Genomic DNA, 23,709 nt, shown 5'->3' with positions numbered 1-23,709 from the left:
ATCATCATCATCATCATCATCATCGTAGCTGTCATAATAGTCATCATGTTCATAGTTCTCATCATCATAATCTTCGTCGTCATTGTCATCATCATCATCGTCATAATCTTCTTCATAATAATCTTCATAATCTGAGAAATCGGCGTCGTATTCCTCATCTTCGGTGGCGTCGGTAAAACCGTGGTCATACCCTAACTGATAAATTTCTTCAAGTAGAGATCTGTTGTGTGAAAAACTGTTCCCTGAGCGGCCATTGTTTGAATTTCTGTTGTTCATAACTGAATTTTTTAAATATTAATATAGAGTGAGTGCGAAAATTCGTGACTAGTATTGAAGTTCCGCTGTTTATCGTCAGACATAAATGATAACCTGAGCCAAAAAAAACTCAAGGTCTAAATGTGAGAGAATATATACATTATACCAATGCATTTGATCACTGTCAATCGAACAATTTCTAAAAGACAAATGAATTCACAAAAAAATATAAAAAATTACGACGGAAAAATTGTAACGGTGCACAATTGAGTTCTTAATTCCATACTCATCCATACTGGAAATGGAGACAACACCTTTGCTGAAGTCTTAACATTTTTCATAATAATTTGATTTTGGTATTATCAAATTTAATACATACTACGACCGTATATTATGACGAAAGTCATATAGACTGTATTTATGAAATTAAATGTGATAATAGTATGTATTGTAATTCTTTACTAATACTGCCAATTTAAATGTGAATATATCAGCTAACAGAATGTCCTATTAAAATTGCTATTGGGTGTGTATCAGTCAGGAGATAATGTGATGAAAGTTCACTAAAAGATACCACTAACCTTCTTCTGCTGTTATAGTCTGCAGTTTCTTAAAATTTCGGCTATATAGAGTGTAGCAAATATCTATCATCGTTACCTGCAGATCATGTTGTGGAAACCAGAAAAAATTAAGATCAGGTTTTTTAAAAAGGCCTACATCCAAAGCCAAAATAGGTTGGAAGTATGACGACTGATATGATCAATGGCTTCATGAATGTTTCAAGACTGAAGGCTTTAAATAAGCAGTTTATTTCAGATGCTCGCCATGTAGGATCGGTTTTTCATACTGTTATTGATTTAGATCATATTTTAACATAATTTAAAATTGTTATTTCATAAAATAGTAGCTGTACTACTAATAGCTGCAGTAAAACAACCTACCAAATCACGATTAACATGAAAAAAAGCTTTTTTAAAAGCATAATTCTCATTCAGAAATATTGCATAAAGATTCAAAATCGACACAGATAAAATTGAACCGGTTGACTGCGCATAGCGATGAAACGTCAATCGCCTTGCGATATTGAAGATACGACACAAAAGCCGGATACTACACCGTTGTTATGAGAAGATTATCTGGACTGTAGAAGAAACACTGGCAATATTCGTTTGATTGATGAAAAATTATTTCAAAGTCTTATCACTACAAAATCCTAGAAGATGACAGAATTTTCACATTATAACACTGAACAATTATCAGCAGAGAGTTACAAAAATCTAATGATCGATCTTGAAAAATTGGTTAATGAGATAGGCATATTATTCAAAGTCAATCATGAAACTGTCTCAGTTGCTGAAAGCGTAAGCTCAGGTTTATTGCAGTTTTCATTTTCTCAGGCAATAGACGCATCTGACTTTTATCAGGGAGGTATTACCGTGTACACATTAAAACAAAAAGTACTGCATCTCAATGTTGATGAAAATGAAGCACAGGAGTTCGACTGTGTATCCGCCCATATTGCAGAAACCATGGCACTGAATTGTGCAAAGATGTTTCAAACCCAATGGTCAGTGGCTGTTACGGGATATGCGAGCCGTGTTCCTGAATCTGATATGAACCTATTTGCTTTCTTTTCTATATCGCACAACGAGAAAATTCTTCAAACAGAAAAACTCGATCTGCACCCGGAAACCAAGACTTTAGAAGCACAGCTTTATTATACTGAATTTATACTTAAATGTTTAAAAAACCAAATCGATAAAAAAAATACAACACTTTAATAAAATTAAATATTATTCATTCAAAAAATATCATTATGAAAAACCCACAGCTAAAAAATAAGTCTGTACTCATTACTGGTGCAGACAGCGGAATAGGTAAAGCGATTGCCTTGCTTTTCGCTCAGGAGGAAGCCCATATTTCTTTTATTTACTATAAGGATAAAGATGATGATAATAAAGATCATGAAAAAACTGTTGAAGAACTGCAAAAATTTGGGGTACACACACTGGCTTTTGGCGGGGATATCAATGATAATGATTTTTGTAAAGAAGTAGTTTCCAAGACAGTTTCTGAGTTTGGGGGAATTGATATTGTTGTAAATAATGCCGGAACACAAATTCCGGCTCAGAGCATCGCAGAACTCGAAGAGAAAAATATCAGGAAAACATTTGACTCGAATATTATAGGTATGATCTTACTGACTAAGGCAGCATTTCCATTTTTGAAACAGGGAGGCTCGATTATTAATACAACTTCTGCCGTTGCTTATCAGGGGCACGAAGAGCTCCTAGATTATTCTGCCACAAAAGGAGCTATTGTCTCATTTACGCGCTCGCTGGCTCTGCAGGCAAAGCCCAAAGGAATCCGTGTAAATGCAGTTGCTCCTGGTCCGGTGGCTACACCACTCACTGAGAAAACGTTTGGTGAAGAAAAAGACGATGAAAGTAAACCGCCATTAGAAAGAAATGCTACGGCAGAAGAAATTGCTTCCAGTTATCTTTTTCTGGCTACAGATGCAGCTGCCCAAATTACCGGGCAGATTCTGCATCCAAACGGAGGTCTGATTGTTAACGGGTAAGGGCCCTTATGAATGGAGTGATTATACAATATTTTCATTGGTATCATCCTGGAAATCTTTGGAATGAATTTTCAGAAAAAGTGGTCTATTTAAAAGATTTAGGATTTACAGCTGTATGGCTACCTCCCGCAACAAAATGTAGTTCGGGGTTGGAAGGCCGGGGATATGATGTATATGATCCTTACGACTTGGGTGAATTTAATCAAAAGGGAGGGATTCCCACACGATATGGGACAAAAGAAGAATATTTAAATGCTATAAGAAAAGCCCAAGAGGCTGGGTTGGCTGTTTATGCAGATCTTGTTTTAAATCACCGAATGGGCGCAGATGTGGAAGAAAGAATGAGTGTACATCAGGTCAATAATGAAGACCGGACAGAAATTATCAGTGAATCATTTGAAGTATCGGCAGTGACCAAATTTACCTTTCCCGGCCGGGAAGGTAAGTATTCGGATTTTATATGGGATCACCACTGTTTTAGCGGTATTGATTACGGAGAAAAAGATGGAAAAGATCTGAAAGGAATTTTCAAAATAGAAAACGAATATGGATGCGAGTGGGATGATTCGGTAAGTCATCAATTTGGAAATTATGATTTTCTGATGGGTGCCAATATAGAATATCGAAACCCATATGTCGTTGAAGAAATGAAACATTGGATAAAATGGTATGCTGGAACAACTAGTATTGACGGAATGAGGCTGGATGCTCTGAAACATGTCTCGTCAAATTTTCTAAAAGAATGGATTACGTATATCAAAACAGAAATCAATCCGGATTATTATATACTGGGCGAATTCTGGAAAGATGATGCAGAGAAAATCGAAAATTTCTGCAGGGAAATGAATTTAGATATTTCCTGTTTTGATGTGCCGTTACATTATAACTTTTTTAGAGCGTCTGAAGAAGGAAGAGATTACGACCTCCAAAATCTTTTTAAGGGAAGTTTTTCAGAAAGAATGCCTGCTTATTCAGTTTCTTTTGTTGATAATCACGATACTCAACCCCTTCAGGCATTGCAATCTGCCGTCAGAGACTGGTTCAAACCTATTGCCTACTCAATTATTCTGCTTAGTGAAAAATCTTACCCCTGTGTATTTTACCCAGATCTTTTCGGAGCAGAATACAGCGATATAAGAGATGGTACTGAAATAAATATAAAACTACCGAAAGTCAAAATTTTATCAAAATTAATGGACGCAAGAAGACTGTTTGCATATGGCCGACAGATCAATTACTTTAACCATCCAAACTGCATTGCATTTACAAGAGCGGGAAATGAAAAACATCAGGGCTGCGTAGTTATTATTTCTAATAGCTTCGAAGGACATAAAGAAATCAATTTAGGTAAACGATGTGCACAAGTAGTGCTTTACGACTTCCTGCAACATCGACACGACGAAATTACTTTGGATAATGAGGGTATAGGGATTTTCAAAGTTAACCCTGGATCCGTTTGTGTATGGGTCAGAAAAAATTAAGGCAGAATCACCCAAAACATTATAAGACCGTAGCAATATTGACTTCCATGTTGATATTCCTCAACGGATAAGAGTGAAGTGTGAAAAATACACAAAAACAGTCACTAAACCGGTTTAAAGAACTTTTAAAAACATTTTTTTCGTATGGTAATATAACGCCTAGGCATAATTATTGTGCCATGATTTTACACCAATACAAATATATTATGGAAAATAAAATAACAGTATCTGTGCTCAACGAATTGCTTCACATCACCAATGACCGGATCGAAGGGTTTGAAAAAGTAGAAGGAAAAGTTTGGGAAAAATATCCTGACATTAAAGCCGAATACGATCGCATGATTTCACAATCAAAAATGATGAAAAATGAGCTCATTAATCAAATTAAAGAGCTTGGCGGCGAGGCCGATGATTCAACCTCTATGGCGGGATCAATTCACAGAACTTGGATTGACATCAAGAATTCTTTTACTATAGGCAACATCGAGGATTCAACATTAGCCAATGTCGTTTTTGGTGAAAAAGCAGCGGTGGAGGCATATCAGAATGCTTTAGAAAGCGGCAAGCTTCTGCCAGAGAGTGTTGATTTAATTACAGAACATCTCCACAGTCTAAAAGTTTCTTACAAACAATTTCAAAAGATAGAGGAATATAGAAACGGCTGATGAAAAACGATTCACTTAATACTATACATTACCAATAAATATTTATAAAATGGAGAACGAAACTAATGAACAATTACAGCCTAAAAGACAAAGTGTTTATTCAGAACTTGAGGATCCAACAACGAAACATCCAAAACCGCCGTTTGAACGACAATTTCAGCCTTTCCCTGGATTGGTTAGTAAGATGAATCCGATTCCTGATCATGGTGAAAATTCCTATAAAGGATCAAACAGACTCAATGGAAGGAGAGCTTTAATTACCGGCGGAGATTCAGGAATAGGAAGAGCTGCTGCAATTGCTTATGCAAGAGAGGGTGCGGACGTAGCGATTAATTATTTACCTGAGGAGGAATCAGATGCTCAGGAAGTTGTAAAACTTATTGAGGCAGCAGGACGAAAGGCAGTCGCTATACCGGGAGATTTGCGTGATGAATTATTTTGTCAACACTTAATTCAGGAAGCCGTTAAGCAATTAGGAGGTATAGACATACTTGTCAACAATGCAGGACATCAAAAAACTCACGAATCTATTTTAGATATTACTACTGAAGAATTTGACCGCACTATGAAAACAAATATCTACGCTCCATTCTGGCTGACGAAGGCCGCGCTACCTCATCTTGCGCCTGGCTCTTCTATAATAGGATTATCATCTGTCCAGGCGTACGATCCCTCAGCGGATTTATATGATTATGCGCAGACTAAAGCAGCAACAACAAGTTATGTGAAATCATTAGCAAAACAACTGGGTCCAAAAGGAATTCGTGTGAATGGTGTAGCACCCGGACCGGTATGGACCGCTTTGGAAGTCAGTGGTGGACAAACACAGGAAAATATCGAAAAATTTGGTAGCGACACCCCTCTTGGAAGGCCGGGACAGCCGGCTGAACTTGCATCTATTTTTGTACAGCTTGCAGATAATGATGGCAGTTTTGCAAGTGGGCAGATCTACGGTTCCGCAGGCGGAAGCGGACAACCATAATTATTCAGCCCGTATTAGGAATCAGTTATGTAGAAAAGATTCATCATTATTTCAAAAACTGACCAGAAAAGATTGAACAACTAATTTGAAAGGGCAGTAGCCGGAATTCTGAATATCAACCAGAACAATAAAATTGTTCTGGCTTTTTTTTGTGAGAAACTTCTGCTCAAAACCATACATCGGGCCCGTAACAATGGGTATAATTATGTAATGTAATCCACCAGCTTTTTCTTCTGTCGCTGCAGATTGATAGGGTGTAATGTATTTTGTATCAGAAGGATCTTTCTTGTTAAAATTTACTAAATAAGCCCTGCTTAGGTTTACTATCTCGTACTTAACAACTCCACTGATAAATCGATTTAATAATTAAATCATTATTTTACGATTTTTGATACAAAGTATTTTTGCCCGTTCCATTTTTTTTATGGTTCTGATCGTTGTCTCTAAACAGAGTCCTGTCAAAGCGGCTAATTGCTGCCTTGTGAAGGGAACTTCAAATGTGTATGGTTGTGGGTTGCTATGTTGTTCCTTTTTTAGTTGCTCTATCACCTCTTTCAATCTTTCTTCAGCCCTGGGACTTGAGATCTTTTGCATGAGAGCGAACTTATGGTTAAGTTTCTCGGCAATAGATTTACAAATATTATAATAGATTTCAGGGTTTTGTGCTAAGAACGCGAGCATAGAAGTTTTATTAACTTTGATAATTGTACATCGACTCATTGCAATTGCATTCATAGGATAAGGCTTTTCGGTAAAAAGCGTTGATTCGCCAATTGCATTTTTACATGTCAGGATATTTTGAATGAATTCTTTACCATCACTATTATAGGTGTTCAGCTTAACTTCGCCCGTTATTATCTGAAAGTAAAACTGTGGACTGCCATTTTCACGGAAGATATAATCACCAGGATTATAATCTTCTTCTATGGCTCCAAGACTATGTAAAAGTTCTTCTTTAATAAACATATAATTATTTTTGTGACTGGTGTATTTTAAAGTAATGTAATCTCTGGCATAACTTAAGCAAGATGATTCATCATTGACATTAAAGAGTCATAAATTTATAAAATCTACCTGAAGAGAAATATGCTTGTAGTCATACTGAAATTGCAATGATACAATCTCCAGTATTTATTGCATAATTCACCGATTTTATAACTTCCCCTACGATCATAAGTTCACAAATAAATTTTCAATCTAATCAGTAATTTTCCTTACACATGCTTATGTGGTATGTGATATTTGGATTAATTTCTCAAACATCCTTACAAGTTTCCTAAAAGCAGAAGAACAAAACCAGAGCTCAGGATCAGAATATATGATGATATCGACTGTCAACAACAATGTTCTGAACTATTGGATCATTTTCAGTTACATTTTACCCAAAAATGTTTGATAAAGATTGATCACCATGAGCAGACAACTGTACCGTGAATTTACGGTTGCGGTGATAATTCTCCGGCTATGCGCTCTATAGCGAAAGCAGTTTACACCGTAAATCTTGCGGACGTGATGGTCAACCAGAAATTAGCCGATGAATATTTAAGTAGTGAAAAATATTTTGTGTAAATTATGATTATAAAAATCAGACTGGAGGTAGCAGTCTGATTTTTACTTATTTACTCACTGGTCTTCATTAGATGCTTCGAAATTAATCGAATTGTATGCGGAATCGCTCAGCAGTGCGTCGGCTTCTTTTTCTTCTGCCAGAGTCTCCGCTAGCAATGCGGCCACTTCATTTTCACCAAGAGTCTTTGCAAAAGCGGATAAAGTTCCGTAGGATGCAATTTCATAATGTTCAATTTTCTGAGATGCGGAAATAATTCCGGCATCTCTAACAGGACCAGCCTCTGTATCTTCCAAAATGCTTTCGCCCTCTTTAATAAGTCCTTCCATTGCGTCACATTTTTTTCCACGGTTCGATTCTCCCAGAATCTCAAAAATTTTCTCTAGTCTCTGTACCTGGCCTTCAGTAACTACAACATGTTCTTCAATCGCGGCAATCAATTTTGGTTCTGTAGCATTTTTAGCCATCTTCGGCAATGCTTTCAGTAGAGCTCTTTCCGCGTAGATGATATCCTTTAGTTCATCAATAAAAAGTTCTCTCAGTCCTTCGGCTGCTGAAGATTTTGCTTTCACCTTTCCTGCTGTGTTTTTGTTTTCTGATGTTTTCATAATCTAAGTGATTTGGGTTTATGATAGATTCTGAATACAAATAAGATACCTGAACAATCTTCTTGATACCACATTTTCTCACTTTTTCTGATGAATAATACAAAATTTTTACTGTGTTCAAAAAACGATGAATCACTCATACCACGTTTATACAGCAATTTTAGTAAGTTTATGCACATCTGTTATTTGCAGAGAACAGGCTAAACCCTAGGATCATTTCTCAATTTTGGTATTTTAGACACATTCGATCTATTTTTACTGACTTAACTTTTTTAATAATGTTCAGGTAAGTGCTATATTTAAAGCTATTACAATGCCTCCAGGAATCAGGTACTGCTTTAACACAACCGTCTTCCCTTGTATGGGATATTTCATATCCTATAGCCACATTATACAATGCGAGACGATGGGTAATGATATCATCAAGCTTAACTTCCGGTTTCAAAATAATTCAGAAGTTTGTTATTAATCGGGTGAACGGATACTTAACCCGGCTTTTATTGTTAAGCCCTTATCAAACAATTTTCCCACTCTGAAGTTATCATCCCCATGGGACATACATCCAAAATTGAAATGAACCACCTCTTTTGGCACCGCTCATACACGCTTCTAAAACTTTTACCGAATCTTTTTCAAAAATTAATAACCGCTTTGGCTCGGTAAATCAGATCTGTATCGGGTTCAAATCCCCCGCATCATTACAGCCATCTGCACCACGCCCATTTGTCATATCACGAATTTGTTCAACGGTCTATTCTGCATTTCCCAAAGGACCGTTTCATAGCTCATCAATTTTGATATTTGATCTGACCGGTACTGCTGAGTATTGATTACAATAACTTTTAGCATTGTGTAAAATAACACTTTTTATCGCCATCGACCAGACTGTGCCCGCACCGAAAAAAGCTATCACTGTACATGAAAGTACATTATGATTTAGGTCATATCCATACAGTCAAAACTATTTTAATTTTAATTCGTCATAGGTAAATAATGCGCAGCTGTCTCTGATGGGTTTGTTCAGGAATCTTAACTGTGTCAGCAAAACTCAAGATATTATATAGACTTCTCATACGGTAATTGGTAAGTCCGGGAACAATTCTTGATCAGTACAAAGTAATTATACTGTTGCATATAATTAAAATTGCATTTCGATGTCTTTTTTAGCTGGAACGGTATTCAATCATATTCTTCTTAACAGACATACTACACTCTAATCACAAAAATAATCACTATGAACCGAGACGGAAATACAACAAGTTTTTGGCAAGCGACTACAGCCGCTGCACACAATCAATCCAAAAAAGAATTGGAATTTTCTCACCAACATTTTGACACCATCATTGTTGGCGCCGGAATTACAGGAGTTACCTTAGCAAAGGAACTACAAAACAGAGGACAAAAATGTCTTATTATAGAAAAAGCAAATGTAGGCTTTGGAACCACAGGTGGAACTACAGCGCATATTAATAACTTTTTTGATTCATCATATGATGAAGTCATCTCAGATTTTGGTGAATTTGGAGCCAAAACTCTTGCCAGCGCAGCAAAGGACACCATAAAATATATAAAATCAAATATCATTAAGTATCACATTTCCTGTGAGTACAATGAATGCAGTTCATTTCTTTTCAGTGCTGAAGAAAAACAAAATGATCAACTTGAGAAAATTTTCAATTCTCATCAGAAAGTTGGTATTGAAACAGTAAAAGTTCATACCATTCCTTTTTCTCTTCCGTTTGAAAATGCAATTGAAATTAAAGGACAGGCCCAGTTTCATCCGTTAAGATACATCAACAAACTCATCAAAGAATTTGAAAAAGAAGGTGGAGCTATCGTAACTGAAACTCAGGTGATGAATTTTGAAAATAAAGAAGGGAAAGTAAAAGTGCTTACGGATGGTGAAACTTATTTTTTTGCTGATAATTTAGTATGGGCAACTCATATCCCACCCGGTAATAACCGTTTCAGTGTTTTATTGGCACCTTACAGAAGTTATGCGTTGACAGCAAAATTAGACAATCCGGTGATGCATCTGGCGCAAAGTGCAGATTTGTATGATCCCTATCACTACGTTAGATATCATAAATCAAATGACGACTACTATATTATTGTGGGAGGGTATGACCATATGACTGGTGGTGAAGAGGACACTGAACAACATTTTACTGATTTAACGGCATATTTGGATGAACATTTTAAATATAAAAATATTGTTGCAAAATGGTCTTCTCAGTACTATGTGCCGGCAGATGGTTTAGCCTATATAGGACAGATGCCAGGAGAAAATAATATTTATATATCAACAGGTTATAATGGCAATGGAATGACATTCGGATCTATGGCCGCACTGATTATACCCGATTTAATGGAAGGTAAAACAACTCCGCTTTCAGATTTACTGTCGCCAGGAAGGGTTAAGCCTATAGCCAGTGCGAGAAATGTAATTTCGGAAGTAATTAATGCAACCACTCACTTTGTAAAAGATAAATTTTCAGCAGAAAAAATAAAAGATTTAGATAAAATCGCTGCGGGGGAAGGTAAAATAATAAAGCACGACGGTAGTACTATTGCAGCATATAGAGATATGAAATCTGAACTTCATTTATTGAGCCCTGTCTGTCCGCATACAGGCTGTAATGTTGTCTGGAATCCTTCAGAAGTTACATGGGACTGTCCTTGCCACGGTTCTCGTTTCTGCATTGACGGCACTCTATTGAATGGACCTGCAATGTCTGATCTTAAAAAAATAGATCACGAATAGTCAATTTGATCTACAAGCTTATCAAATAAAGCCTTCTAAAAAGAAGGCTTTATTTGATAACATACAAAATAACTGTTGTTTTTTATAACATTGATTGTACCCAGTTACACATGAAATTCATTGTCGATTGCAGACACTCTTGTTCCCATTCAATACCAACCGAACTCCGTCAAGGATCTCAATTTAACAGTTTCGTATTATTTTGCGATGTTTCTCAGTGTGAAACGTTATAATTGCAATCGTTTGAGTGATCATAATCCTTTCTGCATATTCAAATACACCCGCCAGCAAACTTTTGAAAGGTTTTTATTTAAAGCTGGAAATCATTCATGAACATACTCTTCCCTACTTTTTAACTTTCTGAAAAGCGCAAATAACTGCGCCAATACCTGATCGATGTTAAGTATTTGTAAGTACCAAGACGTCCTGTAAAAAATACTTTCGGATGATCTTCTGAAAGCCCTTGTATTGATTCTAAATTTCCTGATTCTGCTCTCAGTGAATTTCCCTAAATATTTAAATACATATTCTGAAATGGTATGAAATATATATATGTTAATCAATAGCAGCAGAGCCCAAAATTATTAATCTATTTATCCAACCAAGCGGACATATATTCCCGGTTCATTCTTGCAATATTATCTAACGAAATATGCTTTGGGCATTCAACCTCGCAAGCCCCAATTACAGAGCAGTTTCCAAATCCTTCATCATCCATGGCCTTAACCATATTTAGAACACGTCTTTTGGCTTCTACACGCCCTTGCGGTAATAATGCAAGATGAGAAACCTTGGCTCCTACAAAAAGCATGGCCGCACCATTTGGGCAACACGCAACACAAGCTCCACAGCTGATGCATGCCGCAGCATCCATAGCTTTGTCTGCATCATCCTTGTCAACCAAAATTGAGTTAGCATCCAATGTATTACCCGAAGTATTCACTGAAATAAAACCTCCAGCTGCCATAATTCTGTCAAATGAGCTCCTATCTACTATAAGATCCTTAATTACCGGAAAAGCCTTACTGCGAAAAGGTTCTATAACGATGGTTTGCCCATCATGAAACATTCTCATATGAAGTTGGCAAGTCGCAATTCCCGTATCGGGTCCATGAGCTCTTCCATTGATATATAAAGAGCACATTCCACAAATGCCTTCCCTGCAGTCATGATCGAAAGATACCGGTTCTAAATTTTGCTCAATAAGATTGGCATTTAGTTGATCGAGCATTTCAAGAAAAGAGGAATCTGTTGAAACGTCGGAAATTTTGTAGATCTCAAACGAACCTTTTGAACGGTTATTTTTCTGTCTCCAAATCTTTAATGTCAAATTGAGATTTTTTATAGTATTCATATTCTTTATATGTGAGGTGATTACTGTTTGCAAGAATGATTTATAAAGCTACAATACAGTAAATTGCATTACTATGAGGATAGTCATATAGTGTTTAGAAATTAATTATTACTTTATAAAAAATCAAGGAAAGTTAAAGTTCCGCTAGGCTTATTCTTCTTATGAAATATGTTCAAAAGACTTTACCAACTCATCTGTTCCATTTACTGAAAAGAATTTTTGAAGGAGAGGATTTTAATGAATTTCTTAACTGTATAATGATCGATATCCGTAGTGAAAGCGATTCATCATCGAAACTTTGACTACGTAATTTATGACATGGCACACAAGCCGACAGGGCTTTAATCACGTCGTATCGAATGTTTTTCTAATCGTGTAAATAGAAGACTTATTTGAGATGCTGCTTTAAATAAAGTTTTGTTTTCCTGTTATTATTTGAGTTTATATTGAGAAAGGGAGCAAACCTAGATTTGCTCTAAGTGTAAATGATTGCGTCAACAAATTCATTGATCGGGGAGTATCGGCTGAACTCTCTGTTGGCATCATCTGAAACAATGCCGCAAATATGCTACTTGATGACCAAATGACAATTTCCCATCACTAATTTTAACTATTCTTTTCAAATCCCATCGTTTTACCTTGCATTTAGCAGTCCCAACAAGCAGCCCCAATACTGTTGTTGATGGAACCTCGTATCGCTTTTTTTCGATGATTTTTCAACATCTTAAAGTCATCAATTACTGCGATTATTTTTTACGTGGTTGACTACACGCTATCTGATTTATTAACGTCATCCTGTAGCTGTTGCTGTCAGAAATAGGATGAATGAGTCTGGAATGTATGTTTGAGGAATTTAAGAGGAATTTGTAGAATGTTTCCCTCGGCAATACATAAACACTACGTGAAATAAAGTGCAATTACAGTTAAGTTATAACGATTTTCAGTATGTAAAAGGTTTCACCTTCTGAGTTTCCAGTATTAAAAAAGTCATGAATAAATTGACTATTTCTTCTCTATCATTGATGACTTTTAAGCATCCACTTTTTACATGAAAAATGATTCTTAGGAATATCTCCACTGAACAGATCACCATCTTTTGAAAGAGTGATTAATTCAGTTTACCAGCTATGAGTAGCTTTTCATCAATAATCATAACTAGCCATTTTTTGTGATTGATAATCTTAAAGATTTGTGAATCATAATAATACTCAAAAATACCATGTATGTTATCTGTCTTTATGACCGTAAGCACGAATTGAGGACGATATTTAAGATCTGTTGACATAAAATATTTAACTCCAAATTATTTTATGTCAGAAACTATGTTCTTAAACATACTGGTAAAAAAAATTCTTTTATAAATTTAAGCGCTTAAATTCTAAGTTAGAATAACAACATCAAATTCATGAATTACAAACTAGAAATCAACATTCAGGATCCTTCTTCAAAACTCCTATTTAATACTATTACATTTGAATCATTTAAAATCAACATTATTGAGAGATATACTGGACGCATGAATCTTAATCCTAAATTAATTGAAGTCTTTGTAAAAGTACGAACCCTGAATGATCAACTCATCAAGAAAATTGATGGCAACTCGCGAATACGTGTGATTGGTGACGACTTAATTATCTATGAGCAGTTAACTAAAGATTTACAATCCTTTCAAATAAATAAAGAAGCGAAGAACCAATCATTATTTGAGCAGGATTATGTATATTTTATCTTAAAATTGGTGCTTAATAATTATGAGTTGAACTCAGCCCTTTCGAAAGCCACCTAGACTAAGAATATTGATCTTAAAAAGTTTTTATGATTGTGGTATTTTGGTTGTGCATGTAAACTTCTACTAACAAACTGCATAATTTTCTGTGAGATGTAACAAAAACCTTAATTTAATGGTCTTATTTAAAAAGACTATGCCCAGAATATTTTTATTGTTTGTTTCAGTTTATATCCTTGCTTCATGCTCAGCATCGCAGCAGACTAATCAATCCGGAAGTTCTTTGACCGGGAAAATTGATTCAATTTACAGTAAAGGGAAGTTCAATGGTTTTGCGGTTTCGATTGTTGATGCTGAAGGGAGCTTATACCAAAAAGGATTTGGATTTGCTGATGTAGATGCTCATAAGAAATATACCGTAGAAACTGTTCAGAATATCGGTTCTGTGTCAAAAACCTTAGTCGGTATTGCATTACTGAAAGCTCAGGAAATGGGGATACTGAAGCTGGATGACCCAATCGGTCAGTATCTGGATTTTAAAGTGGTTAATCCTAAATTTCCTAATGAAAGCATTACCATCCGTCAGCTTGCGACTCATACATCATCTGTTACCGATAATCAATTTTATTTATCCAGAAACTATTACCTGAAATCGAATCAGGATCTGAAAGGAATGAAGATGACCTTTGATGATGACCAAAACTTTAATCCCTCAGATTCCATAATGTCAATGAAAGCTTTTTTTGAAAACGTGCTGACAGAAAAAGGGAAATGGAAATGCGGCAGTTTCTCCGCCAATAAGCCGGGAACTGTTTATGAATATTCCAATGTTGCTACAGCTCTAGCTGCCTATATTATAGAGAAGGCTGCGAATCAGTCGTTCAGGGATTTTACGAAGCAGTATATTCTTGAACCACTGAAGATGAAAGATTCAGGATGGAATTTTGAAGATATAAATTTTAGAAAGTTTTCAAGGCTGTATGAAAATCCTGAGACCCCACTTCCCCACTATGAACTGGTAACCTATCCTGATGGTGGATTTATGACCAATATCGATGATTTGAGTAAGTATCTGTCCGAGTTGATCAGAGGTTATAAAGGTCAGGGAGCTTTGCTTACGAAAGAGAGCTATGCTGAATATTTCAGACCACAGCTATCTGAGGTCAATTTTACAGAAAGAAACATCAAAAACCCCTACAACGAATCATATAATGTTGGTATTCTTATGGGGTTTGGATATACAGGTTATATCGGACATACAGGCGGAGATCCAGGGACTGTGTCAATGCTGTTTTTTGATCCGAAGACTGGTTTGGGAAGGATAATGATTTTAAACACTAATTTTTCTGACAAAGATGGCAAAAAAGTGTTCTTTGATATATGGAATGCATTAGAGAAATACCAGACCCAATTTGCACATTAAGATATAATTGAATATCTGTAGGGTGAGTTTCCTTATTTAAATAATCTACCAATTCGCAATCTCGCTGATGCAAGAACTAACATAACAATTTATCAGACATTATCAATACGCTAAACAGCTGTATAACAACATAACGTAAGAAGAGACTTTTTCACTGGCACAATAATAGAAATAATATTATCAGGATTATACAGCCAATAATATGCTAGTCACTATTCTTCGCAGGCGAAAACAAATCCACGATTCCGGGAGCGATTTCTTCAGTAATGAGATCAGGGTCATAATTTGGAAATGAGAAGTCCATACGATCTCTACCTTGCAGCCAGGCATTACCTGAATCTTTATTTAAGCATACAGGCATTCTTTTTTTTGTATTGTGGATTTTTGCCATCAGTTCGTTTGCCTCTGTTGTGACGATGCTGTAGGTCTTGTATTGATTACCGGTTTTAGCATGAGTCCAGATGCTGTAAATTCCTGCAAAGGACCATACATGATGATTCTTTAATCCTATTTGAAATTTTTTCTTTTCCTTTCCTTTAGGATCGAGCCACTGCCATTCATAAAACAAATGTGCAGGTATTAGACATCTGTTTTCTTCATAGTTTTTATAAGACGCCTTTGTATCAATAGTCTCTATTTGGGCATTTAAAGTATTGGCTTTTTTGTAAAAGTCAGATTTAGCCCACGCAGGTAACAGTCCCCAGATTCCTGTGACAATTTCATCAGGTGCATCATCCAATATTAGTGCAGTTCTCGGATGATCAAAACCATTCAATTCGGGCTCTAAGTAATATTCATTTTCAATTTCATACGCCGTATAATATTCTTCAAGCTGCTTTGCTGTAAACTGTGTGGAAAATCTGTAGCACATATGGTACGTTTTTCGGATTAATTTTTATCTAACTTTACACCAAATTTCATTCCCTGATTATTATGTTTGCTTTAGTTGACTGTAACAATTTCTACGCATCTTCCGAAAGAGCCTTCCAGCCGGAACTCAACGGAAAGCCTGTTGTTGTGCTGTCGAATAACGATGGATGTGTAATTGCACGAAGCAACGAGGCTAAAGAAATTGGTATTAAAATGGGATTGCCGGCTTTCATGCTTAAGGAATTTGAGAAGAATAAGGATCTTCATATTTTTTCCAGCAACTATGAGTTGTATGACGACATGAGTAAAAGAGTGATGAATACACTCTCAGAGTTTTCTCCGGAAGTTGAAGTCTATTCAATAGACGAAATATTTTTAAAATTTACCGGTTTCGAAAATTATAATCTGGATGATTACGGTCAGAAAATGAGAACCACGATTCGCAAAAACTGCTGGCTTCCTGTCTCTGTAGGTTTTGCTCCCACCAAAGCTTTAGCAAAGGTTGCCAATAAAATTGCAAAGAAATTTTCAGACCGTTGGAACGGAGTTTATGTGATTGACAATGATGAGAAAAGAATCAAAGCTTTGAAATGGCTGGCAATAGAAGATGTTTGGGGAATTGGCCGGCAGCTTTCTAAAAAGTTGGTTGGTTGGGGTTGTAAAACCGCTTACGATTTCACGCAGCTCGATGATTATACTGTTCAGAAAGAATTGAGTATTGTTGGATTAAGGCTTAAAAAAGAACTTTCTGGATTAAATTATTTGGATCTCGAAGAAACTGAAAGGAAAAAAGCAATTGCAACGACCAGAAGTTTTGCAAAAGATGAATACCTGTATGAAAATCTTTGTGAAAGAGTTTCAACATATGCCACCAGATGTGCTGAAAAACTGAGAAGAGAAGGATCATACTGCAGCAAAGTTGAAGTATTTGTGATTACAAACCAGTTTAAAGTGCATGAAATGCAATACGCAAACAAAGTGGTGATCAGTCTTCCATTTGCGTCAAATTCTAATATTACGATTGCTAAATATGCAAAGAAAGCTTTGGACATCATTTATAAACCAAATTACGGTTACAAGAAAACTGGTGTTGTTGTTCACGAAATTACTCCGGAACCATACAAACAGGGAAATTTATTTTTTAATGAAAGTCCGAAACATGAAAAACTGATGAAGGTTTTAGATCAGTTGAATATTTCCAAGATGGATCCGGTGGTAACACTTGCCTCCAATGATTTAAAAAAGAGAGAAAAAATGCTTCGGGAAAGGCTTTCAAAATGTTATACTACTAAGTGGAACGATCTAATTGAGATATCATGATTTTAAAGAAGGCAGAAAATATATTTAATGAAATAGAATTCTTTCCGGTAAAAAAGGATGGTGACAGGTTTTATGTTGAAGTGCATGAGAATATTGCGAACGGCTTTCCCTCGCCTGCCGAAGACTTTTCTGGTAAACGGATAAGTCTGGACGAAAAATTTCTTTCGAAACCGGAAGCTACATTCATTGGAAGAGCCAAAGGAATGTCAAACTACCCATATATAATGCCGGGAGATTTTATGATCATCAGATCCGATGAAGAAGCTGCAGATGGAAAACTCGTCCTAGTGTACATGCCGGGAGAAGGCTTTTCAGCAAAGAAAATTGATTTGCAAAAAAACTGTCTGACACCACTAAACAAAGACTTTCCGGAAATCGCTATTGGTATTGAAGAAATTGTAGAAACCAGAGGCGTTGTAAAAACGATCTTCAGAAATATTGAATCACTAGACTTTTAGACCTGTGGATTTGAATAAAAAAACAATGGTTATTTTACAGGAAATGACATAATCGCCGGATGCAGTACCAAATAAAGACATGGTTGGATTCATCCAATATCAGGAAGATTATGAGGAAGTGAGTTTTAATATCTAGCCATCGAAAATGACAATGGAGTCTTCTCGTGGCTTGAATATGCCTGGAGTCTGACGAACGATAAGAATTTCCCAGAACATATTCTCCACAGTCAAATATACTTAATAAAAGAAAAAGGAATAATATTTTTGTTCTCCTATTTTGTTTAAAGGTCAATTCCCACTTGAGTTTCCCTGTATCGTGTATTAACATTTTCTTTAATTATATACCTGGATTTGTCCAAATAAGCGGAGTAGTGCATATTGGTATCAAAAAGATTTATGTGCAGTTCAAACAATATTTCATACATATGCTGAGTATGTTTTGTCTGTATCGTTTTTCGCTCTTCCTTTACATCTTCTTCCGTAGTTGAAAAACTCAAAAATCCATTTTTACTTGAAAATGTCAAAGCCTTAAACTCATTGAGATGATTACGGTACCGCACTCCACAGATATAATTATCACCATCAAAAAAGCCATTCACTTTAGGAACCCAAATTGGTCCGCCTTCCCCTACAATTGCCAATTCTAATATAGGAGTAATTTTGGTTCCATACATTTCATCAACTTCTACAATTAGTTTTTCAATTGGATTAAGGTGAAGTCTGATATCCTGTATATGATATTCCAAAATTTCACCACTATCATTCTTTGTGAGGGCTTTATCTCCATTTATTAATCCGCACAAAACTCCTTTATCAGTTTTAACGTTGTAAGGAAGGTATTTAGAGTATATTTCTAATAATTGACTGTCTAACATAAGCTGAGTTCTAAAAGATTACAAACAACAAAAAAGAGTCCATAAAAATGTAAATACTATTTGGGTAAACTCAGCGTTCTGCCGTTAAGTGGACTTATATATATAATCTTTTTCTCTGTTTCCATTCTGCTCAAAAATGCGTTTCGGTCTTCAATAGACATCTTTAAGATTGCATCAACATCGGCGAAGTCAGTTCCATTCGCCCCGCCAGTTCTTTCGAATTGGATTTTCAAAACCTCAATTATTTGTTTTTCTAATTCTTCAACATTTTCCATTTTGCAAAGATAAATCAAGTATTCAAGGTAATCGTTTAAGATCATAACTTTAAAAGAGTTTTACCTATGGATTTAGTGCTGACAAATCATAAATACATTTTAAAGATATTTGATTCAAAAGATAAGATTAAAGCCGAAGAGATTGGCACTCTTAACCAGAGCAACCAATAAAAATTATAGCAAATTAATCAGCCCTCATTTTGTCTGTTATATCTATTAAAAGACAGCAATTAGCCTTACTTACCGGCCTGTGTGCAAAAACAACCGTCAGAACAAATAAAAAAATGGAGCAGGAAAAAGTAGTATGTACTGAAAACCGAAAAATTTTATACTAAAGCTATAGCGGTTCTATTTTTAGGAACTCTTATGAAAACTCCTGGCAATGAAAATTGTCAGGAGTACTCACTTTTAAAATAAAAATTGATCTGAACTGATTTCTGATCTCAATCTAATTAAAGTTGTGCCAGTTGATCTGCAACCGATTATAACAATCAGTTGATACTATAATTAATTCTGCTGCAATTATCCATAAATTTATTCATTATCAAAACACTATTTTGGCAGAGGCATAAATCTCGCATGCTGAATTTCAAATCTTTTCGAAGGTACGTTGGTACTGTCTGTAAGTTCAGAAAATTTTGCATTCATAACCCACACTTTATCTTTTGCCAGTGCCGCTGTAGAAGGATATGTGAATCTGTCAGCAGCCAAGGTAGATGCTGATAGTTTTGCTGAAGTGAAATTATCTTCTGAAGTAAGTTCATATATTTTATCGCTTCCTCCATTTTGCACTACGATAAGCTTCTGATTTCCCATCAGTAAAAGGCCATCACCGTTCATAAAAAACTGGTCGGTAGCAACCCTGATGACGTTTTTAGGATTTTTTACATCAATCTTATAAATTGCCCCTGTCCCGCTGCTCACTGTCAGCAGATACCCAGAGGGATGATAAACAATTCCGTTAAGTCCTACCCCTTCCGTTTTGAACAACGGACTTTCAGCAAAAACCGATGCCTGACCTCCTGAGCTAACTTTATAAATCACATTCGAAAAACTGTCGGTCACATAAGCATTTTTTTGATCGTCAAATGTCAAATCGTTTGCAAAATGATTTCCGGAAGTTAACTTTGACAGATCAATATCATCAGTTTTCTTTCCCGTCACCATATCAATACCGATAAGCCTGGCCATCTTTTTTCTGGTATCAGGAGAAGTAAACTTGCTGTAATTTGCATCACTTACACAAAAAAATAACCGTTTTCCATCGGGGTGAATTTTCATGCCGTAGGTTGATTTGAACGAAGGATCATTAATCAGCGGACTGTAAACTCCCGCAGGAGTAACTTTTCCAACACTGCCTAGCCTTGCTGAAGAAACAAAAAACACATCAGACGTATTGTCGTAGGTAATTCCTTCGGGATAAGATTCAGGAGCATTGAATTCTATTCGTGCGGTTGGCTGATCAGGAATTGCAGATGCACAACCCACCATTAATATACATGCTATTATTTTTTTCATATGTTTTATTTTTGCTTAATACTGTAAAGAACTCCATTGGCATCATCAGAAATATAAACAATACCGGATCTTGTGATTGCTACACCCGCAGGCCTTCCGAATCTCGTTTTGCCTTGTAGAAATCCGGTCAGAAAATCTTCTGCTCCTGTTGGTTTACCGTTCAAAAATCTGATGCGCTGTACTTTAAAACCCACAGGCTTGCTTCTGTTCCATGATCCGTGCCAGCTGACCAATGCATCACCGCTGAAAACGGATTCTGCCGGAAAAAACTGATATCCGATAGGAGCCATATGCGCCTGATATTCAGCTGAGGAAGGTTCAGTAGTTTCTACCCATTTTTCTTTGCTGTTTCCGGCAGGGTCTTCACGGGTTTTGTCAACTTCTTTTTTAGCATAGGCAAAAGGATATCCATAATTTTTACCTTCCTTAATATTATTTAATTCTTCAGGTGGCCAGTCATCTCCCTTCGCATCCCCTCCATTATCCATTCCCCAAAGTTCATTCGTTTGAGGATGCCAATCAAAACCTATGGTGTTTCGAAGTCCCGAAGCGAAAATTATTCTTTTTCCTGTTGAAATATCTACCTGTATCATGGTAGCAGCCTCCCGGTCTGACTCTTTACAATCATTACAAAGCGTTCCGATTGAGATATACAGTTTTCCATCAGGTCCGAAGTCCATGGTTCTGTTCGGGTGCTGTCCTGCGCTTGGCATATCATCAAAAAGCATTTCTTTGTCTGAAAGTGTTCCACCCTGATTAATCTTGTATCTGCGTAATTCATTATTATTGCACAAATACATTAATCCATCCTTCACAGTGATGCCGTGAACTCCTTTGAATTCAGCAGCTACGGTTTTGACCTGCTCATATTTACCATCACCATTAATGTCCTGTAAAAGAAGTACATCCCCGGTATCGCGCCTGGTAATATAGATTCCATCAGGCGTATGGTAAAGCATTCTGGGCTTCCCCAGCCCGGAAGCGGCTATCGAAACCGTCCAGCCGTCCGGAACTTTTAAAAGATTAACCATCTCGGGAAGAAAATCAAGATGTTCAGGATAATTTGTTGTGTGGGTAATAGTCACAATGTCTTTAGGAGGAATTCCACGCTGTGCCGTCACATGCGAAAATGATAAAGCTGCGACTACAGGAAGACTTTTTAAAATAGTTTTACTGTTCATATTTTTAGATTTAAGTAATCAAACTAAGCCGTGCAGTAAATCCATAAATCTTTATTTCATAAGCAAATTCCCTGGAGAATCTGCATTATAAAAAATATTTCTGCTTTGGTGTTTAGTAAATTTACCGAATAAATCAAAGTAAATGTTATGATCCTGATCACACCTATATGACATCCTTCGATTTACTGACGAAGGTACAGCTATGAAGTATTTTGAAATTAATAAAAAAAGACCAGACTTAGACCAACAAAAAATCAAATAATTTCTGATTAGATAAATTTACTCTGGTCTTGTTCCATAAAAATTTTAAATTTACAGTATGAAGTTAAAATGTACTGATAATGGTTTAATTTATATCAAGCATTCAATCATTTTAAGTATTAAAAAACCTAACTCTCTTGAAAATGTAAAACTTTTAGGAGAGCCGGTTCCAGTAAATGCTTGCAATGTTGTATTTTTAAGTTATAACAATGACGGGCATGTTACTTTTTTTATGCAAAATGGTTTTGAAATATCAATTAACATTTTCTTCTCCGAAGCTGAGCAGATTTTAAACAGTGCGATGCAACGCCGAGTTGACGAAATCATTTGATTAAAAATAAGAAGATATTTTAACAACATTTAAAAGATTACAAAAAACCACTTATGAATCTTAAAAACGATCAGCAATTTGAAAAAACTTTCGAATAAATCATATTATGAAACTCAAAATAGTTGTAATGGCGTTAACAAGTATGATATTCCTTATAAGAATGTTTTGCAAAGCATCAGCCGATGTGTTTAATTTGAATTTTAAGCATTGTTTTGGAGCAAGTATTGAAGAAATTGTGATCTATTTTTATCAGGCATCTGTAGTTTTGATACTTACATATATAAAAAGAATCCCAACTGTAATAGTACTGACTTTCTTAATAACAAATATGTTTCTAATCATTCTTTATACAGTGCCACATATTGAATTTTAGTGAAGTATTATAGGCTGCATTATAATTTTGGAAATATCCAAAATGAACAATAGATTACTAATAAATAAATTTATTAGTAGTTATTATAAGCCGTAAAAGCACTTATTTGGAGTAGAACAAGTTCACACTACTAAATAAAGCAAAAAAAAATTAAATCCTTAATGGATCTAATTTTTTTGTAACGAGTTAAGTAACAAATTTTGTCTCAAGATGTGTTATGCAAATATACATATCTTTCAATTACGAAAATTAATAAAAATAAGGATAAGTTCATTTTTGATTGTCGGATCGTATGAATTTAGCGATTATTATCGACCTGCCGCGATCATAGTACATTTAGAATATAAAGTTCCATGCTGCATTGTGTGCACGTCCTCCACCTTTCAGCAATAATTTAAATCAAATCGAAATGAAAATACATGTATATACTCCTGAAGTCTGATAAAGATTATAGGTCAAAATAATTATTAGACCTGAGCAAAAATCTTTTGTTCAGGTTTTGTGTTTTGTATCTTATGGGATTTCTGTCCTAAACATTGTGCTGAATCTATAAAAAAACTCCTAAGAATACTTTCCTTAGGAGTTAGCTATAATAATTATAATTATGGATTGAAATGTAATGACTAATAAACCATTACATCTAATGCTTTAAGCTTTTCTGCTAGTCTACGCTTTTTCAAGATTCGCAAATTTATTGAAAGATGATCTGAGCTTGGAAAGCTGCTCCGAAACGACTGATGTGCTTTGTGGACAGAGAGTTCCGTCATTTAGTGCACTTTCATATGCTTCTATTGCTGCTTTTTCTCCGAAGGCAACATTTTCAAGAGTAGATTCCGCATTA

General features: G+C 35.7%; 19 protein-coding genes and 1 pseudogene. 11 read left to right on the top strand and 9 right to left on the bottom strand.

Translation table 11 applies throughout. The features are described from left to right. Nucleotides 1-276, bottom strand: a pseudogene (locus tag ASG21_RS20575) (stress-induced protein); the annotation flags it as partial. A 1,199-nt stretch (nucleotides 277-1,475) separates the two neighbouring features. On the opposite strand from ASG21_RS20575, the gene ASG21_RS06985 reads away from it, so the two are divergent. From ASG21_RS06985 to ASG21_RS06965, 5 genes are all read left to right on the top strand, one after another. Next, complete coding sequence (locus tag ASG21_RS06985) at nucleotides 1,476-2,036, top strand: CinA family protein (RefSeq protein WP_241773469.1); 561 nt, start codon at nucleotides 1,476-1,478, stop codon at nucleotides 2,034-2,036. A 35-nt stretch (nucleotides 2,037-2,071) separates the two neighbouring features. Next, entirely contained in the window at nucleotides 2,072-2,836 is a 765-nt protein-coding gene (locus ASG21_RS06980; protein WP_056077479.1) for an SDR family oxidoreductase, read from the top strand. Nucleotides 2,837-2,844: 8 nt separating this feature from the next. Further along, nucleotides 2,845-4,317 (top strand): alpha-amylase, encoded by a 1,473-nt coding sequence (locus ASG21_RS06975; RefSeq protein ID WP_056077474.1) that lies wholly within the window; start codon nucleotides 2,845-2,847, stop codon nucleotides 4,315-4,317. 206 nt (nucleotides 4,318-4,523) lie between these two features. Further along, nucleotides 4,524-4,982: a PA2169 family four-helix-bundle protein gene (locus ASG21_RS06970; RefSeq protein WP_056077472.1), complete on the top strand. Its 459-nt coding sequence runs from the start codon at nucleotides 4,524-4,526 to the stop codon at nucleotides 4,980-4,982. Between the two features lie 49 nt (nucleotides 4,983-5,031). Continuing rightward, the gene (locus ASG21_RS06965; protein WP_082482380.1) at nucleotides 5,032-5,964 is read left to right on the top strand and encodes an SDR family oxidoreductase; all 933 of its coding nucleotides are present in this window, start codon (nucleotides 5,032-5,034) and stop codon (nucleotides 5,962-5,964) included. Nucleotides 5,965-6,330: 366 nt separating this feature from the next. On the opposite strand, the gene ASG21_RS06960 is transcribed toward ASG21_RS06965, so the two are convergent. Beyond that, nucleotides 6,331-6,930 (bottom strand): Crp/Fnr family transcriptional regulator, encoded by a 600-nt coding sequence (locus ASG21_RS06960; RefSeq protein ID WP_056077465.1) that lies wholly within the window; start codon nucleotides 6,928-6,930, stop codon nucleotides 6,331-6,333. A gap of 657 nt (nucleotides 6,931-7,587) precedes the next feature. Beyond that, nucleotides 7,588-8,139 carry a ferritin-like domain-containing protein gene (locus ASG21_RS06955; protein WP_056077463.1) on the bottom strand — a complete coding sequence of 184 codons (552 nt, stop codon included), beginning with the start codon at nucleotides 8,137-8,139 and terminating at the stop codon, nucleotides 7,588-7,590. 1,234 nt (nucleotides 8,140-9,373) lie between these two features. On the opposite strand from ASG21_RS06955, the gene ASG21_RS06950 reads away from it, so the two are divergent. Beyond that, nucleotides 9,374-10,903, top strand: coding sequence for an FAD-dependent oxidoreductase (locus ASG21_RS06950; protein WP_056077460.1), 1,530 nt, complete (start codon nucleotides 9,374-9,376; stop codon nucleotides 10,901-10,903). Nucleotides 10,904-11,492: 589 nt separating this feature from the next. On the opposite strand, the gene ASG21_RS06945 is transcribed toward ASG21_RS06950, so the two are convergent. After that, nucleotides 11,493-12,257: a succinate dehydrogenase/fumarate reductase iron-sulfur subunit gene (locus ASG21_RS06945; protein ID WP_056077457.1), complete on the bottom strand. Its 765-nt coding sequence runs from the start codon at nucleotides 12,255-12,257 to the stop codon at nucleotides 11,493-11,495. Nucleotides 12,258-13,662: 1,405 nt separating this feature from the next. On the opposite strand from ASG21_RS06945, the gene ASG21_RS06940 reads away from it, so the two are divergent. Both ASG21_RS06940 and ASG21_RS06935 read left to right on the top strand, forming a co-directional pair. Further along, nucleotides 13,663-14,043 (top strand): hypothetical protein, encoded by a 381-nt coding sequence (locus ASG21_RS06940; RefSeq protein ID WP_056077454.1) that lies wholly within the window; start codon nucleotides 13,663-13,665, stop codon nucleotides 14,041-14,043. Between the two features lie 136 nt (nucleotides 14,044-14,179). Beyond that, nucleotides 14,180-15,406: a serine hydrolase domain-containing protein gene (locus tag ASG21_RS06935; RefSeq protein WP_056077452.1), complete on the top strand. Its 1,227-nt coding sequence runs from the start codon at nucleotides 14,180-14,182 to the stop codon at nucleotides 15,404-15,406. Between the two features lie 205 nt (nucleotides 15,407-15,611). Here ASG21_RS06935 and ASG21_RS06930 read toward each other — a convergent pair whose 3' ends face one another. Next, nucleotides 15,612-16,277, bottom strand: a complete 666-nt coding sequence (locus tag ASG21_RS06930) for an SOS response-associated peptidase family protein (RefSeq protein ID WP_056077449.1) — start codon at nucleotides 16,275-16,277, stop codon at nucleotides 15,612-15,614. A 62-nt stretch (nucleotides 16,278-16,339) separates the two neighbouring features. On the opposite strand from ASG21_RS06930, the gene ASG21_RS06925 reads away from it, so the two are divergent. Together ASG21_RS06925 and ASG21_RS06920 are read left to right on the top strand one after the other, a co-directional pair. After that, entirely contained in the window at nucleotides 16,340-17,596 is a 1,257-nt protein-coding gene (locus tag ASG21_RS06925; RefSeq protein ID WP_056077446.1) for a Y-family DNA polymerase, read from the top strand. After that, entirely contained in the window at nucleotides 17,593-18,054 is a 462-nt protein-coding gene (locus ASG21_RS06920; protein WP_056077443.1) for a S24 family peptidase, read from the top strand. The genes ASG21_RS06925 and ASG21_RS06920 overlap by 4 nt, the downstream gene beginning before the upstream one ends. Nucleotides 18,055-18,335: 281 nt before the next feature. On the opposite strand, the gene ASG21_RS06915 is transcribed toward ASG21_RS06920, so the two are convergent. From ASG21_RS06915 to ASG21_RS06900, 4 genes are all read right to left on the bottom strand, one after another. After that, nucleotides 18,336-18,929: a hypothetical protein gene (locus ASG21_RS06915; RefSeq protein ID WP_056077440.1), complete on the bottom strand. Its 594-nt coding sequence runs from the start codon at nucleotides 18,927-18,929 to the stop codon at nucleotides 18,336-18,338. Between the two features lie 56 nt (nucleotides 18,930-18,985). Then, nucleotides 18,986-19,249, bottom strand: a complete 264-nt coding sequence (locus ASG21_RS06910; protein ID WP_128414234.1) for a hypothetical protein — start codon at nucleotides 19,247-19,249, stop codon at nucleotides 18,986-18,988. A 507-nt stretch (nucleotides 19,250-19,756) separates the two neighbouring features. Further along, nucleotides 19,757-20,722: a hypothetical protein gene (locus ASG21_RS06905; RefSeq protein WP_056077434.1), complete on the bottom strand. Its 966-nt coding sequence runs from the start codon at nucleotides 20,720-20,722 to the stop codon at nucleotides 19,757-19,759. A 5-nt stretch (nucleotides 20,723-20,727) separates the two neighbouring features. After that, nucleotides 20,728-21,903, bottom strand: coding sequence for a PQQ-dependent sugar dehydrogenase (locus tag ASG21_RS06900; protein WP_056077431.1), 1,176 nt, complete (start codon nucleotides 21,901-21,903; stop codon nucleotides 20,728-20,730). 319 nt (nucleotides 21,904-22,222) lie between these two features. On the opposite strand from ASG21_RS06900, the gene ASG21_RS06895 reads away from it, so the two are divergent. Beyond that, on the top strand, nucleotides 22,223-22,495 hold the full coding sequence (locus ASG21_RS06895) for a hypothetical protein (RefSeq protein WP_056077427.1): 273 nt from the start codon (nucleotides 22,223-22,225) through the stop codon (nucleotides 22,493-22,495). Nucleotides 22,496-23,709: the final 1,214 nt, after the last annotated feature.

This window comes from Chryseobacterium sp. Leaf394 (assembly GCF_001424105.1).
Lineage (GTDB): Bacteria > Bacteroidota > Bacteroidia > Flavobacteriales > Weeksellaceae > Chryseobacterium.
The sequence above is the reverse complement of the archived record's forward strand: the minus strand, read 5'-3'. Positions and strand labels throughout refer to the sequence as shown.

Coding starts and splice junctions, on each gene's coding strand:
- ASG21_RS06985 (WP_241773469.1), top strand. CDS start 1,476: ATGACAGAATTTTCACATTATAACACTGAACAATTATCAGCAGAGAGT.
- ASG21_RS06895 (WP_056077427.1), top strand. CDS start 22,223: ATGAAGTTAAAATGTACTGATAATGGTTTAATTTATATCAAGCATTCA.
- ASG21_RS06905 (WP_056077434.1), bottom strand. CDS start 20,722: ATGAAAAAAATAATAGCATGTATATTAATGGTGGGTTGTGCATCTGCA.
- ASG21_RS06950 (WP_056077460.1), top strand. CDS start 9,374: ATGAACCGAGACGGAAATACAACAAGTTTTTGGCAAGCGACTACAGCC.
- ASG21_RS06980 (WP_056077479.1), top strand. CDS start 2,072: ATGAAAAACCCACAGCTAAAAAATAAGTCTGTACTCATTACTGGTGCA.
- ASG21_RS06955 (WP_056077463.1), bottom strand. CDS start 8,139: ATGAAAACATCAGAAAACAAAAACACAGCAGGAAAGGTGAAAGCAAAA.
- ASG21_RS06930 (WP_056077449.1), bottom strand. CDS start 16,277: ATGTGCTACAGATTTTCCACACAGTTTACAGCAAAGCAGCTTGAAGAA.
- ASG21_RS06920 (WP_056077443.1), top strand. CDS start 17,593: ATGATTTTAAAGAAGGCAGAAAATATATTTAATGAAATAGAATTCTTT.
- ASG21_RS06900 (WP_056077431.1), bottom strand. CDS start 21,903: ATGAACAGTAAAACTATTTTAAAAAGTCTTCCTGTAGTCGCAGCTTTA.
- ASG21_RS06910 (WP_128414234.1), bottom strand. CDS start 19,249: ATGATCTTAAACGATTACCTTGAATACTTGATTTATCTTTGCAAAATG.
- ASG21_RS06945 (WP_056077457.1), bottom strand. CDS start 12,257: ATGAATACTATAAAAAATCTCAATTTGACATTAAAGATTTGGAGACAG.
- ASG21_RS06960 (WP_056077465.1), bottom strand. CDS start 6,930: ATGTTTATTAAAGAAGAACTTTTACATAGTCTTGGAGCCATAGAAGAA.
- ASG21_RS06965 (WP_082482380.1), top strand. CDS start 5,032: ATGGAGAACGAAACTAATGAACAATTACAGCCTAAAAGACAAAGTGTT.
- ASG21_RS06925 (WP_056077446.1), top strand. CDS start 16,340: ATGTTTGCTTTAGTTGACTGTAACAATTTCTACGCATCTTCCGAAAGA.
- ASG21_RS06935 (WP_056077452.1), top strand. CDS start 14,180: ATGCCCAGAATATTTTTATTGTTTGTTTCAGTTTATATCCTTGCTTCA.
- ASG21_RS06915 (WP_056077440.1), bottom strand. CDS start 18,929: ATGTTAGACAGTCAATTATTAGAAATATACTCTAAATACCTTCCTTAC.
- ASG21_RS06970 (WP_056077472.1), top strand. CDS start 4,524: ATGGAAAATAAAATAACAGTATCTGTGCTCAACGAATTGCTTCACATC.
- ASG21_RS06975 (WP_056077474.1), top strand. CDS start 2,845: ATGAATGGAGTGATTATACAATATTTTCATTGGTATCATCCTGGAAAT.
- ASG21_RS06940 (WP_056077454.1), top strand. CDS start 13,663: ATGAATTACAAACTAGAAATCAACATTCAGGATCCTTCTTCAAAACTC.